The sequence below is a fragment of the Pseudomonas sp. Teo4 genome, from assembly GCF_034387475.1.
Lineage (GTDB): Bacteria > Pseudomonadota > Gammaproteobacteria > Pseudomonadales > Pseudomonadaceae > Aquipseudomonas.
Window position 1 is genome coordinate 1,248,112 of record NZ_JAXCIL010000001.1, and the last position, 14,314, is coordinate 1,262,425.

Genomic DNA, 14,314 nt, shown 5'->3' on the forward strand with positions numbered 1-14,314 from the left:
CGCACGGCGGCCCGAGTCTAACCTTCAAAGGAGATGAACATGAGTCGCCAACTGAGCCTCGGTGCCTTTCTCATGGCCACCGGGCACCACGTCGCCGCCTGGCGTCACCCGGATGTACCCGCCGACCCGCTGGACTTCGCCAGCTACCGCCGCGCTGCGCAGGTCGCCGAGGCCGCCTGCTTCGACGCGCTGTTCGTTGCTGACAGTGTGGCCGCGCCCAACGACCCCCTGGCCAGTCACAGCGCCCGCTCGGTGTACTTCGAACCCCTGACCCTGCTGTCGGCCCTGAGTGCGGTGACCGAGCGCATCGGCCTGGTCGCCACCGCCACCACGAGCTACAACGAGCCCTACCACGTGGCGCGCAAGTTTGCCTCGCTGGACCACTTGTCCGGCGGGCGCGCCGGCTGGAACCTGGTCACCTCCGACGCCGCCGCCGAGGCCGGCAATTTTGGCCGTCAGGCGCATATTGCGCATGCCGAACGCTATGCCCGTGCCCGTGAATTCCAACAGGTGGTGCAGGGCCTGTGGGACAGCTGGGCGGACGATGCCTTCGTGCGTGACAAAGCCGCAGGCCTGTTCCATCGGCCCGAGGGGGTGCGCAGCCTCGACCATCTAGGTGAGCATTTTCGGGTCAAAGGGCCGTTGAACGTCGCACGCTCACCTCAGGGAAGGCCGGTGCTGGTGCAGGCTGGCTCTTCCGAGACGGGCCGTGAGTTGGCGGCCGAGACGGCCGAGGTGGTGTTTACCGCCCAGCCGAGTCTGGCCCGTGCCCAGGCCTTCTACGCCGACCTCAAGGGGCGCCTGGCACGTTACGGTCGTGATGAGGATTCATTGAAAGTCATGCCCGGCGTGTTCGTGGTGGTCGGGCGCACTACGCAAGAGGCCCAGGACAAGTTCGAGCAGTTCCAGGCGCTGGTCGACCCGCGCGTGGGCGTTGCCTTGCTGGGCCGCATGCTGGGCAACTTCGACCTCTCGGGCTACCCGCTGGATGGCCCGCTGCCGGAACTGCCGACCACCGAGGATGGCCAGCGCAGCCGCCAGCTATTGCTTACCGAGCTTGCCGGAAACGAGCAACTGACCCTGGCCCAGCTAGGCCGGCGGATTGCTGGTGGGCGAGGGCACTACAGCCTGGTCGGCACCCCTGAACAGATCGCTGACGAGCTGCAAGCCTGGTTCGAAGGGCGCGCCGCCGACGGATTCAACGTGCTGGTGCCGCACCTGCCCCAGGGCCTGGAAGAGTTTGCCAGCCAGGTGGTGCCCGAACTGCAGCGCCGTGGCCTGTTCCGCCGCCATTACCAGGGACGCACCTTGCGCGAGCACCTGGGCCTGCAGCGGCCCGCCAACCCATTCTTTGCCGACCGAGGTCAACCATGAGTTACATCGCCCACCCCGAGCGCTATTCGCGCATGCCTTATCGTCGTGTCGGCCGCAGCGGCCTGGTGCTGCCAGCGCTGTCGCTGGGCCTGTGGCACAACTTCGGCGATACCACCCCCATCGAAACTCAGCGTGCCTTGCTGCGCACGGCTTTCGATGCCGGCATCAACCATTTCGACCTGGCCAACAATTACGGCCCGCCCTATGGCAGCGCCGAGACCAACTTCGGCCGCCTGCTGCGCGAGGACCTGCGCAGTTACCGCGACGAGCTGATCATTTCCAGCAAGGCCGGTTGGGACATGTGGCCTGGCCCTTACGGGCAGGGCGGCAGCTCGCGCAAATACCTGATTTCAAGCCTTGACCAAAGCCTCGGGCGCCTGGGCCTGGACTATGTCGATATCTTCTATTCGCACCGTTTCGACGCGCAGACGCCGCTGGAGGAGACCGCCATCGCACTGGCCGACATCGTGCGCCAGGGCAAGGCGTTGTACATCGGCATTTCCTCGTATTCGGCAGGCAAGACCCGTGAGATCGCCGCGCTGCTGGCTGAGTTGAAGGTGCCGCTGCTGATCCATCAGCCTTCGTACAACCTGTTCAACCGCTGGATCGAGCGCGACCTGCTGGACACCACCGACGACGTAGGTGCCGGGGTAATCGTGTTTACCGCGCTTGCCCAAGGGTTGCTCAGCGACAAGTACCTGAACGGCATTCCGGCTGACGCCCGCGTCAACCGGGCCGGCGGCGCTTCGTTGCGCCCGGAGCACCTGTCGCAGGCCAACCTTGATCGCGCTCGGGCCCTCAACGAGATCGCCCGTGGCCGCGGCCAGAGCCTGGCCCAGCTGGCCTTGGCCTGGACCTTGCGCGACTCGCGTGTCAGTTCGGCGCTGATCGGTGCCAGCCGGCCCGAGCAGATCCTCGAGAATGTCGCGGCACTCGACAATCTGGCATTCAGCGCCGAAGAACTGGCGCAGATCGACCGGTACGCCGTGGAAGGCGGAATCAACCTCTGGGAAAAACCCTCGACCGACTGGAAGGAGTGACCGATGACCGTGTTACGTCTTGCCTTGCTGATGCTGCTGGGCCTGGCCGGTGTCGCCCAGGCGGCGGACCCTGCAACCTTGCGCATCGGTTATCAGAAGGGCTCGATCAGCCTGGTGTTGGCCAAGCAGCACCGCCTGCTGGAACAGCGCTTTGCCAATACCAAGGTCGAGTGGATCGAGTTCCCCGCCGGCCCGCAGATGCTTGAGGCGCTGAACGTCGGCAGCCTCGACATCGGCTCGACCGGGGACATTCCTCCGCTGTTCGCCCAGGCGGCGGGCGCCGATCTGCTGTACATCGGTGCCGAACCGCCCAAGCCTCGGGCAGAGGTGATTCTGGTGGCCAAGGACAGCCCGATCACGAGCGTGGAGGCGCTCAAAGGCAAGCGTGTGGCGTTGCAGAAGGGTTCAAGTGCACACAACCTGCTGCTGCGGGCGCTGGCCAAGGCCGGCTTGAGCATGCGCGACGTGCAGCCGGTGTACCTGGCGCCTGCCGATGCCCGGGCCGCGTTCGAGCGCGGCAGCGTGGACGCTTGGGCGATCTGGGACCCGTTCTACTCGGCCATCGAGTTGGAGGGCAAGGCGCGGTTGCTGGTTGACGGCCAAGGTTTGGGCTTGATCGGGCCCTTCATGCTGGGCGCGCGGGGATATGTCGAGGCCAACGGCGCCTTTGTCAAGCAGCTGCTAGCACAAATCACCCAGGCAGAGGCGCTGACCCGCAGCGATGAGGCGGGCAGCATCACGGTGCTGGCGCAGTTCATGGGCCTGCCGGAAGCGGTGGTGCGGCGCAGTTTCAGCCATCGTCCGGCTTCGCCGGTGCTGCCGGTGAGCGATGAGATTGTCGCGGCGCAGCAGCGTACGGCCGAGCTGTTCTTCGAGAACCGGGTGCTGCCCAAGCAGGTGGACATTGCCGGGGCGGTGTGGCGGCAGGACTGATGCCGCCTGTACCGGCCCCTTCGCGGGCAAGCCCGCTCCCACAGTGACTGCACTGACTTTGAAATATTCAAGCTCTAAAAGCTGTGTGGGAGCGGGCTTGCCCGCGAACACCGGCGACGCCGGTGCCATCCACCTAACCCTGGGCAAACTTCAGCAAGGTATCGCCATCCAACCGATACCGCACCCACTCATCCTGCGCCTCGGCCCCCAGTGACTGGTAGAACCCGATCGCCGGCTCGTTCCAGTCCAGCACGCTCCACTCCAGGCGCCCGCATCGGTTCGCCACCGCCTCGCGGGCAATGTGCCGAAGCAACTGACGGCCGGCACCATCGCCGCGTTGCTCGGGGGTGATGTAGAGGTCTTCCAGGTAGATGCCGTTGCGCCCCAGCCAGGTCGAGTAGCTGTAGAAATACACGGCAAAGCCGATGGCCTGGCCGTCGCGCTCGCAGATCAGGCTGTGCACCGTGCTGCCCTCGTCGAACAGGCTGTGCTCGATGTCGGCAATGGACGCCACCACTTCATGGCGGGCGCGCTCGTAGTCGGCGAGTTCGGTGATGAAGGCCAGAATCTGCGCGGCGTCGCTGCGCACGGCAGGGCGGATGGTGAGGCTCATGGGGGCATCCTTGTGATTGGGGTGCATCGCAAACAGTACAGTGATTTGTATCTGTTTAATTTAACTCAACTGTATCGGTCGCAGGCAGGGCGACTCGGTTAGTGTGACAGCAACGACAATAAATGCGGAATGCCCGTCATGCTTGCCTCTGCCGACCTGCTCATGGCCTTCGTGCTATTTGCCTTCGTTTCTTCCATCACTCCAGGCCCGAACAACACCATGTTGCTGGCTTCGGGGGTGAACTTCGGCGTACGTCGTACCATTCCCCACGCAATTGGCATCAGCGTCGGCTTCATGGTGATGGTGATGGCGGTGGGCTTCGGCCTGGGCGAGGTGTTCAAGGCATGGCCGCCGCTGTATACCGTGCTGCGCTACACCGGGGCTGCGTACCTGCTGTACCTGGCGTGGAAAATCGCCACCTCCGGGCCGGTTGGCCAGTCCTCGTCCGGCACCCGCAAGCCCCTCGGGTTCTGGGGCGCGGCGGCGTTCCAATGGGTCAACCCCAAGGCCTGGGTAATGGCCGTGGGGGCGATCACCACCTATACGCCAGCCCAGGGCTATGTGATGAACGTCATTGTCATCGCCGCCGTATTCGCCCTGGTCAACCTGCCGAGTGTCGGGGTCTGGGTCATGTTTGGCAGTGCCCTGCGCAACCTGCTGCAGAACCCGCGCTGGCTGATGCTGTTCAATGTCCTGATGGCCTTGCTGCTGGTGATTTCGCTGTACCCGCTGCTGTTTGTAGAATCGGCGTTTTCCTGAACCGATGAGTACTGCACGCCGATGGAGTTGATCCCCTGGTCCCACACATGCACCGAAGGTTTCACCTTGCGCGGCTGGCGCTCGCCGGCCAGCGGCAAGCCGCTGGTGCATTTTCTCCACGGCAATGGTTTCTGCAGCCTGGCCTACCAGCCTCTGTTGATGCGCCTGGCGGAGCATTTCGACCTGTGGCTGAGCGACGTGCAGGGGCATGGGGAAAGCGACCACGGCGGTGACTTTGTCGGCTGGAACCGCACTGCTGCGCTGGCCGTGGAGGCGTTCGAGGCCGGCCGTGGCGAGTACGGCGATGTACCTCGATATGCCGTCGGGCACAGTTTTGGCGGGGTGCTCACCGGCCTGATGCTGGCCAGCGAACCGCGGCTTTTCGCGCGTGCCGTGCTGCTCGACCCGGTGTTGTTCAGCCGTCGCATGATCGGGGTCATGGGCGCTGCCGCGTTGGTCGGTCTGCATCGCCGTCACGCCTTGGCCCGCAAGGCAGCCACCCGGCGCAGTCATTGGCCTGACCGCGAGGCGGCACTGGCCTCGCTGCAAGGGCGGGGCATTTTCAAGGGGTGGACCGCTGCGGCGCTGCAAGCCTATGTCGAACACGCCATCGGCGACTGCGGCGAAGCGGTGGTGCTCAAGTGCCGGCCCAGCCGAGAGGTAGAAATCTTCAGCTCGTTCCCGGCGCGTATGTGGCCAAGCCTTGGCAGTATCCAGGTGCCTACGCTGGTGTTGTATGGCGAGCACACTTACCCCTTCGTCCCGCATTCGGTGAACCGTCTGGCTGCGCTCAACGCCAATGTCGAGGCCAGGCAAGTGCCCGGCGGGCACTGTTTCATGCAGGAAGATCCGGCCATGGCGGCGGAACAGGTACAGGCCTTTCTTCAAGGTTGAGTTGATTGTCCTGCCAGTGGAACGATCCATGCCATTTCAGCCGTCTTCCGGCAAATTGGCATGGTTGTTAAGGTGAGCCCAGCCAAGAGAGGAGACTTCTCATGAAAAAGATTCTGGGTATCCACCGCAGCCCCCATGCCCACTGGGTTGGGGATGGTTTCCCGGTGCGCAGCCTGTTCACCTACGACAACCTGGCCAGCCAGATCAGCCCGTTCCTGCTGCTGGACTACGCCGGCCCTCATGATTTCACGCCCACCCGTGACCGGCGCGGGGTCGGCCAGCACCCGCATCGTGGTTTCGAAACCGTGACCATCGTCTACCAGGGCGAGCTGGAGCACCGCGACTCCACGGGTGCCGGTGGCCTGATCGGCCCGGGCGACGTGCAATGGATGACCGCCGCCAACGGCATCATCCATGAAGAATTCCATTCGCCGGCGTTCGCCCGCAGTGGCGGTACCTTGGAGATGGTGCAGTTGTGGGTCAACCTGCCGTCGCGGGACAAGCGCGCAGCCGCGGGCTACCAGACGCTGTTGGCCGCTGACATTCCGGTGGTGCAGCTGGAGGGCGAGGGTGGCAGTGTGCGGGTGATTGCCGGTGAGTATCTGGGCCACCAAGGGCCGGCACGCACCTTTACCCCAATGGATGTCTGGGACCTGCGCCTGAAGGCCGGTACGTCGCTGCAGTTGCCGGTGGCGCAGGGCCGCTCGGCTGCCCTGGTGGTGCTGCGCGGCAAGCTGCTGGTCAATGGCGAGCGTGAAGCCGGCCCGGCCAGTCTGGTGCTGTTCGAGCGCGACGGCGAGCATGTGGTGATCGAGGCGCAGGAGGGCAGCAGTGTGCTGCTGCTCAGTGGCGAACCGATCGACGAGCCGATCGTGGGCTATGGGCCGTTCGTGATGAACAGTCAGGCAGAGATCGCCGAGTCGTTCGATGACTTCCACGCCGGCCGGTTCGGGCAGATGGCCGACGAGCGCGAGGGCGCTGCGCACTGACCGCCCGTCGCGAAGTGCCAGCATCCAGTCGAACCGCCCGGCCCCGGGCGGATTCTTCCACTAAGGTGCTAAGGGATCTCCCTCATGATCATTGTTCAGGCGCATGGAGTGCCGCTTGAACATGCGCATTATCAATTGGCACCCCACGCGGCAAAGGCGTACTCACACAACAGGCCATCCAGTACAGAGAGGGTCGTACCATGTCGTTGATTGGAGTTTCGATGCTAGAGATGCGGCAAATGATCGAGCAAGCCTGCCTGCCCGATCGTTGTGAGGTCAGCTGCCCGGACGGCACCACCCTGACAATCCGCCTCGGTCAGGGACAATCGCTCGATGACTGCGTCACGCTGACGTCGGTTCCGCTGCAAAGCCTCAACAATTGCCGTGATCTGGTGCATCTGGTGGGCCAACTGCATGCCCTTCGCGATGCGCACCCAACGCCGCTGAAAGCCATTGCCTGACAGCGTCAAGCCCCGGCCCGCGCAGGCTGGCCGGGGGCACTCATTGCAGTTCGAGCAACAGGTTCAGCCCCCCGTCACCGCACTTGCCATGGTCGCGCACCACCCCTCGGTAATTACGCCCATCCCAGATGAAGGCCACGCTGTGGGCGCGGTCGACCTTGTCCGGCAGGGGCGGGCAAATGTGCAGGCGCAGGGCCGGGCGACCCTGTAGTGTCAGCGCTGCCAGTTGGCACTGGCACTCCACGCTTTGCGCTACCGGGCCGAACAGCGTGTCGCGCACGTAATCCAGTTGCAGGCAGGCATTGGGCGCGCGGCCAGGCATTTTCATGACCCTGGTGTTTCCGTGGCCGGGCGCAGTGCAGATCGCACGCTGGTCATGACAGGCTCCTCGCAAGTGGCGATGGGTATCTTCGTTTGAAACGTGTTCCGGGCAGATGTTCAATCGGCCTGATGAACGAGTTGCCCTGACGCCTTGGCTGCCGGACGGATGCTGAATTGGAACGACGGCACATAACCTGACCCGAGCAGGTAAGGGCATGTAGAGGGGATGAACGTATCGCTCATCAGGTCGTGGGCGCTGTTGTAGTCGTTGGTCAGCACGCCCGTGATACCCAGCAGCGTATGGGGCAGCGAAGAGATGCTGATGGGTTGGTCGGCCCTGTCCTTGAGCTTGGCGAGCCTGAGGTTGAGTGGGGCCGGCAGGTTGTCGGATGCCCAGATGAACGAAGAAACCGCCAGATCGTATTCATTGCCAATGCCATGGCCCAGCAGCCCGCGATGGTCATCCAGGATGTTTTCGCCATGGTCCGACGCGTAGACCAGCAGGGCAGAGCGCTTGCTGGCCTGCAGTTGGGTGATGAGGCTGTTCAGTATCCAGTCGGTGTAGAGAATGGTGTTGTCATAATCTGCGGTGATCTGGTCTTTTGCACTGTTGGTGGCCGGCTGGAACTTCCTGAAGTTGTCTGGATAGCGGCGCGCATAGTCGAAATGGCTGCCCTTGATGTGAATGAAGATGGCCTGTTTTCGTGTTCCACCGTCGAGCAGGATTTTTTCGTAGGCCGGAAGCATGGCGTGGTCATAGCTGCGTTCGAAGTAGTGGCGGTGCTGCGCTTCTGCGGCGATGTGCGGAATGATGCCGCCGAAGCTGTCGACTTCCTGGACTGACAGCCAGTGGGTGTCGTATCCCGCTTTTCTATAAATACCCACCAATGACTGGGACGAGGCGATCAGGTCCCAGTTGGAAATGGGCGACAGGCTGAGCATCGAAGGCACCGCCACCGACGTGTAGGGGGAGGTGGTGCACACGTTGTCCAGCCTGAACACCCCCTTCTGCCGGTCAAGGTTCGGCGTGGTCGGGTTGTGGTAGCCGTACAGTGACCAGTTGTGTGGGCGTGACGACTCGCCGATCACGAACACCAGGGTGTCGACGTTGGGCTCGTTGGTCTGGCTGATGATGTTCACCTGTGCAGTGCGGCGTTTGCTGATGTGTTCCTGCGATTGGGCGTGCAGATAAGTGGTCAGGCCGATTTGTGACAGGTAGCCGAACGGCGTGCTCTGGTCCTTTGCCGCCAGGTCCAGCACTGCGCCTTGGCCAAGGCCGTTGAGCGTGGCCGTCTTGTAGAAGTAGGCGCCGTAGCCCAGCAGCAGGGTGCATGCGCTCAGCAGGGCAAGTGCCCGGCTTTTGTAGAAGCGCCGTTTGTACAACCCGGCCAGGCCCAGGCCATAGCACAGGGCGAACAGGCTCAGCACCAACGCCACTGGCCGCCAGTAGGTGGCCACGAAGTCGCTCGCTTCCTTGTAGTTGGTCAGGGCGATGAAGACATAGGCAGCGGTCAGCCTGGAGTTGAAGTTCAGCACCAGGAACAGGTCGATGGTGGCCAGAAGGTAGAAGGGCAGCAGCAGCGCGTGGACTTTGAACTGGTTGGATGAGATGAACCGCAGCAGCACCAGCCAGAGTCCGGAGATGCCCAGTGTGAAGAGGGTCAGTAGGTCAATCTTCGAATGGTGCTGGTTGGCAACGGCTCTTATCACCAGGGGGGATAACAGGTATGACCACAAAACCAGGGTTGGCCATTCCGACTTCAATGAGTGAAGCGAGAACAGGGGCGCTTTTTCTGATGTCGGCATGTTTTGGTTGTTCTCGCAATAAGCCCACCCGCTCACTACCCAGGTAACGCCCGCCGCAAGGCGTGACGACATCCAGAGCCCCCAATCCGTACCCTCGCAGTAGCCAATTGCCGGTACCTAAGCACGAGCATAGACACCTCAGCCCACCCGTGCCTGGTCGAGTTGCGGCCGCAGGTCGGAGCGGGGCATGCGCTAGGCTGTCAGGTTCTGATCGTCGGCTGCGCAATGCGCAAACGTGCATGGAACTGCACCAGGGCTACGCCGGCAAGAATCAGGCACACCGCCATCCACGAGTCTGGCGTTACCGGCTCGCCCAGCGCGGCCCCGATCAGCAGGGCAACCACCGGCGGAATGTACGTCACGGCGGACGCTGCCAGTGCACCAAACGCGTCGACGATGAAGTAGTAGGCAAGGTAGGCCGCCCCGGTACCCAACAAACCCAGCCCGAACACCAGCCCAAACCCGGCGCGGTGGTCATCAAACACGGCCGTGATGCCCTGCAGCGGCGTTACGCTGAACAGCAGGGCCAGTGCCAGCCCGATCTGGTAGGTGGTGAGAGCAACGGCGGGCAGGCCAAGGGGAATGATGAAGCGTTTGGCGTAGACGAACGAGCAGCCCACGCTCAGCGAGCCAAAGATCATGTAGCCAATGCCCACTGGGTTGACGCTGCCCTGGGCTGACCAAGGTCTGGCCACCAGCAGGATGCCGATGAAGCCCAGCGCGATGCCTGCGGTATTCCACAGGTTCAGCCGTTCAGAGCGCAGGAACAGCCAGGCGCAAACAAAGGTGAACAGGGGGATGGCGCCACCGAGCATGCCGGCAATGCTGCTGTCGAGCAACGCAGTGCCTTTGGCAAAGGCGAAGTAGTAGACGGCAGTGGCCAGAAGCGACATCACCAGAAAGTGGTGACCGTGCCGCCAGTGGGACCAACGCAGCGCCTTCGTGGCAATGGCGTAGATCAGCACGGGCAGGAAACCGAACAGCACGCGCAACAGGGTGATTTGCAGTGGTGAGATGAAGTCGGCCGCCCATTTGACGAAGATGAAATTGCTGCCCCAGATGACGCCGAGGAAGGCGAAGGCGCAGATTGCGGTTCTGTTCATGGGAAAAGTGCTTCCAGTCGATGGTTTTTCTACTGACATAGGTTTATTTGGCCGCCGTTTGTGGCTAGCCTCGTGAAGTCGTTGTTCGACCTGCCCAGCGTAACCAGCTGCGGCCAGGGTGAGAGAGACAGCACAACTTCAACCAGCCAGTAGAAATTCTTTATCTATGCCCGAAGGTTTCCCGAACCTGCCATCACTGAACGCCCTGCGGGTGTTCGAGGTGGTTGCCCGTCACCTGAACTTTCGCCTTGCCGCCGAGGAGCTGGGCGTTACCCAGGCTGCAGTGGCCCAGCAGATTCGTGGGCTGGAAGCCAGCCTGGAACTGCGCTTGTTCGAGCGCTTGCCACGCGGGCTGGGCTTGACCGATGCCGGGCGTTCCTACAGTGGCAGCGTGCGCAGCGCCCTGGCGATGATCGATGAAGCGACGCGGCTGCTCAGGCCGCAGCCGCTGCACCTGACGGTCAGCGTCACCCCCACCTTCGCCTCTAAATGGCTGATTCCAAGGCTGGGCGCCTTTGCCGAAGCCAATCCGGAGATCGACCTGCGTCTGCTGGCCACGGACAAGCTCTCGCACTTCAGCACCGATGGCGTCGATGTGGCGGTGCGCTACGGCCAGCCGCCGTTCGGGCCAGGCCTGAATGCCGAGCTCTTGATGGAGCAGCGCATCGTCGCCGTTGCCAGCCCGCACCTGCTGGCCAGCAAAGGCAGGCCCGACAGTTTCGAGGCGTTGCAGGAGTTCGTGCTGTTGCACGATGCGCACAATTTCTGGCCCGAATTCACCGCCGCGCTGTTTCCTCAACACCCCCAGGGCACGGCGAAGAACATGCGCTTCAACCAGACGTCATTGGCCATCGAGGCTGCAATCAATGGGCAGGGCATCGCCTTGGCCAACCAGATGTTCGTTCAGGACGATATCGCGACCGGGCGCCTGGCGCAGGTGTTTGCCCAGCAGTTGCGGCTCGACAAGGCGTTCTACCTGGTCTGGCCACGCAAGGTCGGTACGCCTCAGGGGCTGGCGGTAGTCATGGAGTGGCTGCTGCAACAGGCCAGTGGCTAGACAATAGTTTTTCTACTGTAGAAACCAACTTTGACTGCCTCCCTCGCTGGCGATTGCGCTGCTAGTGTGATGACACTGAACCCGCACGGTTCCCATCCAATGGAGGCAGCATGTCAGTAGAAAAAGTAGCGATCATCACCGCAGGTGGCAGTGGCATGGGGGCGGCTGCGGCCCGGCGCCTGGCGGCGGACGGCTTCAAGGTCGGCATCCTGTCGTCTTCGGGCAAGGGCGAGGCCTTGGCCAACGAGCTGGGCGGTATTGGCGTGACCGGTAGCAACCAGTCGAACGAGGACTTGCAGCGGCTGGTGGATGCCGTGGTGGAAAAATGGGGCCGGGTCGATGTGCTGGTCAACAGCGCAGGCCACGGGCCACGTGCGCCGATTCTGGAAATCTCCGATACCGACTGGCACCTGGGCATGGACACCTACCTGCTCAATGCCATTCGCCCGACCCGCCTGGTGACGCCGATCATGCAGCGCCAGCAGGGCGGGGTGATCATCAATATCTCCACCGCCTGGGCCTTCGAACCCAGCGACATGTTCCCCACTTCGGCAGTGTTTCGCGCCGGCCTTGCCGCATTCACCAAGATTTTTGCCGACACCTACGCTGGCGACAACATCCGCATGAACAACGTGCTGCCAGGCTGGATCGACAGTCTGCCCGCTACCGAGCAACGCCGCGACAGCGTGCCGCTCAAGCGCTACGGCACCAGCGAGGAAATTGCCGCGACCATCGCGTTCCTGGCCGGCGAGGGCGCTGCCTACATCACCGGGCAGAACATCAAGGTCGATGGCGGCATTACCCGTCACATCTGACGTGAGTAATGCAACCCTGAACAGCTCGCCGGCCGTTCGGGGTTGCATGCAGGGTCAGGCCTCAGCGGCGCTGGCCTGCTGTGTCTTACGCCGGTTCATCAACACATAGTAAGCCAGCGCCGGGAACAGCAACCCGACCGCCCAGGCCAGGTCCACGCCCTGCAGTTGCGTGGCCAGGGGGCCAGCGTACAGCGAGGTGTTCATGAACGGCACCTCAAGCACGATGGTCGCCAGGAACACGCCGATGGCGATGCCGTTCACCCGCCCGTAGATACCCGACGGCTCGAAGATATCGGCGATCTGGTACACGCCTTTGCGCAGGGCGTAGTAGTCCACCAGGTTGATGGCCGTCCAGGGGATCAGGAAGTAGCTCATGAAGAAGATGAAGTTCAGGAAGAACTGGATGAAGTCATCCTGAGCGAGCGTGCACAGCCCGGTCGCCAACGCGCAGATCACCAGCATGAAGCCTGCGCGAATGCGCGGGGTGACCTTGAGTGCGGCAAACGGCTCGATCACCGTCACCGTCGACATGAAGGCGCCATAGAGGTTGAACACGTTGATGGCGATCTGGCCGTAGAGCACGAAGGCGAACGCCAGCAGCGTACCGCCGCCCAGCAATCCGACCAGGTTCAGGCCGACATTGTCGGCGAAGCCGGTCATGCCCTTGGCCAGCACCGCGCCAAGAATCATCATCCAGCTGCCGCCGATCACCGTACCTATGTAGCTGTACCAGAACACCTGGCGAGTCGAGGTGCGGGTTGGCAGGTAGCGGGAGTAGTCCGCCACATAGGGCGCGTAAGACAACTGCCAGGTCACCGAGATGCTCACCGAGGCCAGGAACGCTGGCAGGCTGAAGCCCTGCGCCGACCACTGTCCAGGCTCGACGGGCAGTGCCAGGGCGAGCAGGGTGGCGCCGCCGAACACCGCGATGGACAGCAACGACAGCACTTTCTGCAGGCGATGGATCAGTGAGTAGCCAAACAGCGCCACCAGGAAACAGGCCGCACCCAGCAGCACGATATTGCCCTCGTTGCTGAACGGGCTGGCCAGGGCGATTGCCTGCGCGGCCAACAGTGTGTTGCTGACGAAGAAGCCGATATAGATCAGCATGACGAACAGCAGCGGCACGATGGCGCCGTACACGCCGAACTGTGCCCGGCTCTGGATCATCTGCGGAATGCCCAGCCTCGGCCCCTGGGCCGAATGCGAGGCCATGAAGATGGCGCCGATCATCGAACCTAGCAGAATGGACAAGGTGCTCCAGAACAGGTTGAGCCCAAGGCTCACCGGTAGCACCCCGGCCGCGACCGTGGTGATGTTGGCATTGGCACCGAACCAGACGAAGAACAGCGAGCGAGGTTCGCCATGGCGTTCGGTTTCAGGAATGAAATCGATGCTGCGGTTTTCTACTTTCATGGTCTTCTCTCCCTCAGCCTTGGGCTACCAGATGGTTTTCCAAACGCGCGATGGCCTCGACGAAGGCCTCGGGCTGAAACGCCAGATGGTCCGGCTCATCGGTGCGCAGCGATGTGGCCGGCTGGTCGCGCCAGCGTTGCAGCAGCTGTTGGGTGTTGAAGATCTCCAGCCCGTAGACCCAGTTGGAGAGAATGTGCAGCGCCGAGTAGTGCGCGGCCTGGGTGGTGGCGGTGCAGGCGTCGGCCACCAGGGTCAGGCGCAGGTCATGCTGATAGGCATCGAAGACAGAGGTCATGACGCAGACATCGGTCAGCACGCCGATCACCACCAGATGCTTGATGCCCCGGCTGCTCAGCATCTGTGCCAGGCGGGTGCCATGGAATGCGCTGTAGCGCTGTTTGTCGATCACCACGTCGCCAGGCTGTGCGGCCAGTGCGTCGATGATTTCGATGGCGCGGGTGCCGGCACGGTAGGTGGTCGGCCTGCCTTGTGCGTCGACCGGTTCGCCGGGCGCCAGGTCGCGGCCAAGGGCGTCGTTGACATGGCGGGTGTAGAACAGCGGAATACCAAGGCTGCGCGCGGTTTCGATCAGTGCGCCAGCGTGTTCGATCACTTGATCGAAGCGTTCCAGGGGGAATCCATCTTCCTGTTGCAGGTCGATCACGAGCAATGCGGTGTCATGGTTCATCAGTTTCGTTCCAGATGGAGAACGGCGGCCAGGCCGATGGCGGCC

The 14,314-nt window shown here is 62.9% G+C and carries 15 protein-coding genes; 9 read left to right on the forward strand and 6 right to left on the reverse strand.

The window, feature by feature from the left end:
• Positions 1-39: 39 nt before the first annotated feature.
• The 3 genes from PspTeo4_RS05915 to PspTeo4_RS05925 are packed head-to-tail and all read left to right on the forward strand — an operon-like array spanning position 40 to position 3,347.
• Positions 40-1,374, forward strand: coding sequence for an LLM class flavin-dependent oxidoreductase (locus PspTeo4_RS05915; protein ID WP_322362811.1), 1,335 nt, complete (start codon positions 40-42; stop codon positions 1,372-1,374).
• Complete coding sequence (gene mgrA / locus PspTeo4_RS05920; protein ID WP_322362812.1) at positions 1,371-2,414, forward strand: L-glyceraldehyde 3-phosphate reductase; 1,044 nt, start codon at positions 1,371-1,373, stop codon at positions 2,412-2,414. The genes PspTeo4_RS05915 and mgrA overlap by 4 nt, the downstream gene beginning before the upstream one ends.
• Before the next feature lie 3 nt (positions 2,415-2,417).
• Positions 2,418-3,347 carry an aliphatic sulfonate ABC transporter substrate-binding protein gene (locus tag PspTeo4_RS05925; RefSeq protein ID WP_322362813.1) on the forward strand — a complete coding sequence of 310 codons (930 nt, stop codon included), beginning with the start codon at positions 2,418-2,420 and terminating at the stop codon, positions 3,345-3,347.
• A gap of 133 nt (positions 3,348-3,480) precedes the next feature.
• Here the strand turns inward: PspTeo4_RS05925 and PspTeo4_RS05930 are convergent, their stop codons facing one another.
• Positions 3,481-3,960, reverse strand: coding sequence for a GNAT family N-acetyltransferase (locus PspTeo4_RS05930; RefSeq protein ID WP_322362814.1), 480 nt, complete (start codon positions 3,958-3,960; stop codon positions 3,481-3,483).
• Between the two features lie 129 nt (positions 3,961-4,089).
• Here PspTeo4_RS05930 and PspTeo4_RS05935 point away from each other — a divergent pair, with 129 nt between their 5' ends.
• The 4 genes from PspTeo4_RS05935 to PspTeo4_RS05950 all read left to right on the forward strand — a co-directional run bounded on the left by PspTeo4_RS05935 (position 4,090) and on the right by PspTeo4_RS05950 (position 7,063).
• Entirely contained in the window at positions 4,090-4,719 is a 630-nt protein-coding gene (locus PspTeo4_RS05935) for a LysE family translocator (protein ID WP_322362815.1), read from the forward strand.
• 21 nt (positions 4,720-4,740) lie between these two features.
• The gene (locus tag PspTeo4_RS05940) at positions 4,741-5,613 is read left to right on the forward strand and encodes an alpha/beta hydrolase (RefSeq protein ID WP_322362816.1); all 873 of its coding nucleotides are present in this window, start codon (positions 4,741-4,743) and stop codon (positions 5,611-5,613) included.
• Positions 5,614-5,714: 101 nt separating this feature from the next.
• Positions 5,715-6,602, forward strand: a complete 888-nt coding sequence (locus tag PspTeo4_RS05945) for a pirin family protein (protein WP_322362817.1) — start codon at positions 5,715-5,717, stop codon at positions 6,600-6,602.
• Between the two features lie 200 nt (positions 6,603-6,802).
• On the forward strand, positions 6,803-7,063 hold the full coding sequence (locus PspTeo4_RS05950) for a DUF1652 domain-containing protein (protein WP_322362818.1): 261 nt from the start codon (positions 6,803-6,805) through the stop codon (positions 7,061-7,063).
• 40 nt (positions 7,064-7,103) lie between these two features.
• Here PspTeo4_RS05950 and PspTeo4_RS05955 read toward each other — a convergent pair whose 3' ends face one another.
• From PspTeo4_RS05955 to PspTeo4_RS05965, 3 genes are all read right to left on the reverse strand, one after another.
• Positions 7,104-7,391, reverse strand: a complete 288-nt coding sequence (locus PspTeo4_RS05955; protein ID WP_322362819.1) for a hypothetical protein — start codon at positions 7,389-7,391, stop codon at positions 7,104-7,106.
• A gap of 110 nt (positions 7,392-7,501) precedes the next feature.
• Entirely contained in the window at positions 7,502-9,010 is a 1,509-nt protein-coding gene (locus tag PspTeo4_RS05960) for a phosphoethanolamine transferase (protein WP_322362820.1), read from the reverse strand.
• 380 nt (positions 9,011-9,390) lie between these two features.
• Positions 9,391-10,293 (reverse strand): DMT family transporter, encoded by a 903-nt coding sequence (locus PspTeo4_RS05965; protein WP_322362821.1) that lies wholly within the window; start codon positions 10,291-10,293, stop codon positions 9,391-9,393.
• A gap of 166 nt (positions 10,294-10,459) precedes the next feature.
• Between PspTeo4_RS05965 and PspTeo4_RS05970 the strand changes: the two genes are divergently transcribed.
• Positions 10,460-11,350, forward strand: coding sequence for a LysR substrate-binding domain-containing protein (locus PspTeo4_RS05970; protein ID WP_322362822.1), 891 nt, complete (start codon positions 10,460-10,462; stop codon positions 11,348-11,350).
• A 110-nt stretch (positions 11,351-11,460) separates the two neighbouring features.
• Positions 11,461-12,165, forward strand: coding sequence for an SDR family oxidoreductase (locus PspTeo4_RS05975; protein WP_322362823.1), 705 nt, complete (start codon positions 11,461-11,463; stop codon positions 12,163-12,165).
• A gap of 54 nt (positions 12,166-12,219) precedes the next feature.
• Here the strand turns inward: PspTeo4_RS05975 and PspTeo4_RS05980 are convergent, their stop codons facing one another.
• Positions 12,220-13,581, reverse strand: coding sequence for a purine-cytosine permease family protein (locus PspTeo4_RS05980; protein ID WP_322362824.1), 1,362 nt, complete (start codon positions 13,579-13,581; stop codon positions 12,220-12,222).
• Between the two features lie 13 nt (positions 13,582-13,594).
• Complete coding sequence (locus PspTeo4_RS05985) at positions 13,595-14,269, reverse strand: isochorismatase family cysteine hydrolase (protein ID WP_322362825.1); 675 nt, start codon at positions 14,267-14,269, stop codon at positions 13,595-13,597.
• Positions 14,270-14,314 lie beyond the last annotated feature (45 nt).

Excerpts from the sequence above, each read along its gene's own strand:
- PspTeo4_RS05915 (WP_322362811.1), top strand. The coding sequence starts at position 40 with ATGAGTCGCCAACTGAGCCTCGGTGCCTTTCTCATGGCCACCGGGCAC.
- mgrA (WP_322362812.1), top strand. The coding sequence starts at position 1,371 with ATGAGTTACATCGCCCACCCCGAGCGCTATTCGCGCATGCCTTATCGT.
- PspTeo4_RS05925 (WP_322362813.1), top strand. The coding sequence starts at position 2,418 with ATGACCGTGTTACGTCTTGCCTTGCTGATGCTGCTGGGCCTGGCCGGT.
- PspTeo4_RS05930 (WP_322362814.1), bottom strand. The coding sequence starts at position 3,960 with ATGAGCCTCACCATCCGCCCTGCCGTGCGCAGCGACGCCGCGCAGATT.
- PspTeo4_RS05935 (WP_322362815.1), top strand. The coding sequence starts at position 4,090 with ATGCCCGTCATGCTTGCCTCTGCCGACCTGCTCATGGCCTTCGTGCTA.
- PspTeo4_RS05940 (WP_322362816.1), top strand. The coding sequence starts at position 4,741 with ATGGAGTTGATCCCCTGGTCCCACACATGCACCGAAGGTTTCACCTTG.
- PspTeo4_RS05945 (WP_322362817.1), top strand. The coding sequence starts at position 5,715 with ATGAAAAAGATTCTGGGTATCCACCGCAGCCCCCATGCCCACTGGGTT.
- PspTeo4_RS05950 (WP_322362818.1), top strand. The coding sequence starts at position 6,803 with ATGTCGTTGATTGGAGTTTCGATGCTAGAGATGCGGCAAATGATCGAG.
- PspTeo4_RS05955 (WP_322362819.1), bottom strand. The coding sequence starts at position 7,391 with ATGAAAATGCCTGGCCGCGCGCCCAATGCCTGCCTGCAACTGGATTAC.
- PspTeo4_RS05965 (WP_322362821.1), bottom strand. The coding sequence starts at position 10,293 with ATGAACAGAACCGCAATCTGCGCCTTCGCCTTCCTCGGCGTCATCTGG.
- PspTeo4_RS05970 (WP_322362822.1), top strand. The coding sequence starts at position 10,460 with ATGCCCGAAGGTTTCCCGAACCTGCCATCACTGAACGCCCTGCGGGTG.
- PspTeo4_RS05975 (WP_322362823.1), top strand. The coding sequence starts at position 11,461 with ATGTCAGTAGAAAAAGTAGCGATCATCACCGCAGGTGGCAGTGGCATG.
- PspTeo4_RS05980 (WP_322362824.1), bottom strand. The coding sequence starts at position 13,581 with ATGAAAGTAGAAAACCGCAGCATCGATTTCATTCCTGAAACCGAACGC.
- PspTeo4_RS05985 (WP_322362825.1), bottom strand. The coding sequence starts at position 14,269 with ATGAACCATGACACCGCATTGCTCGTGATCGACCTGCAACAGGAAGAT.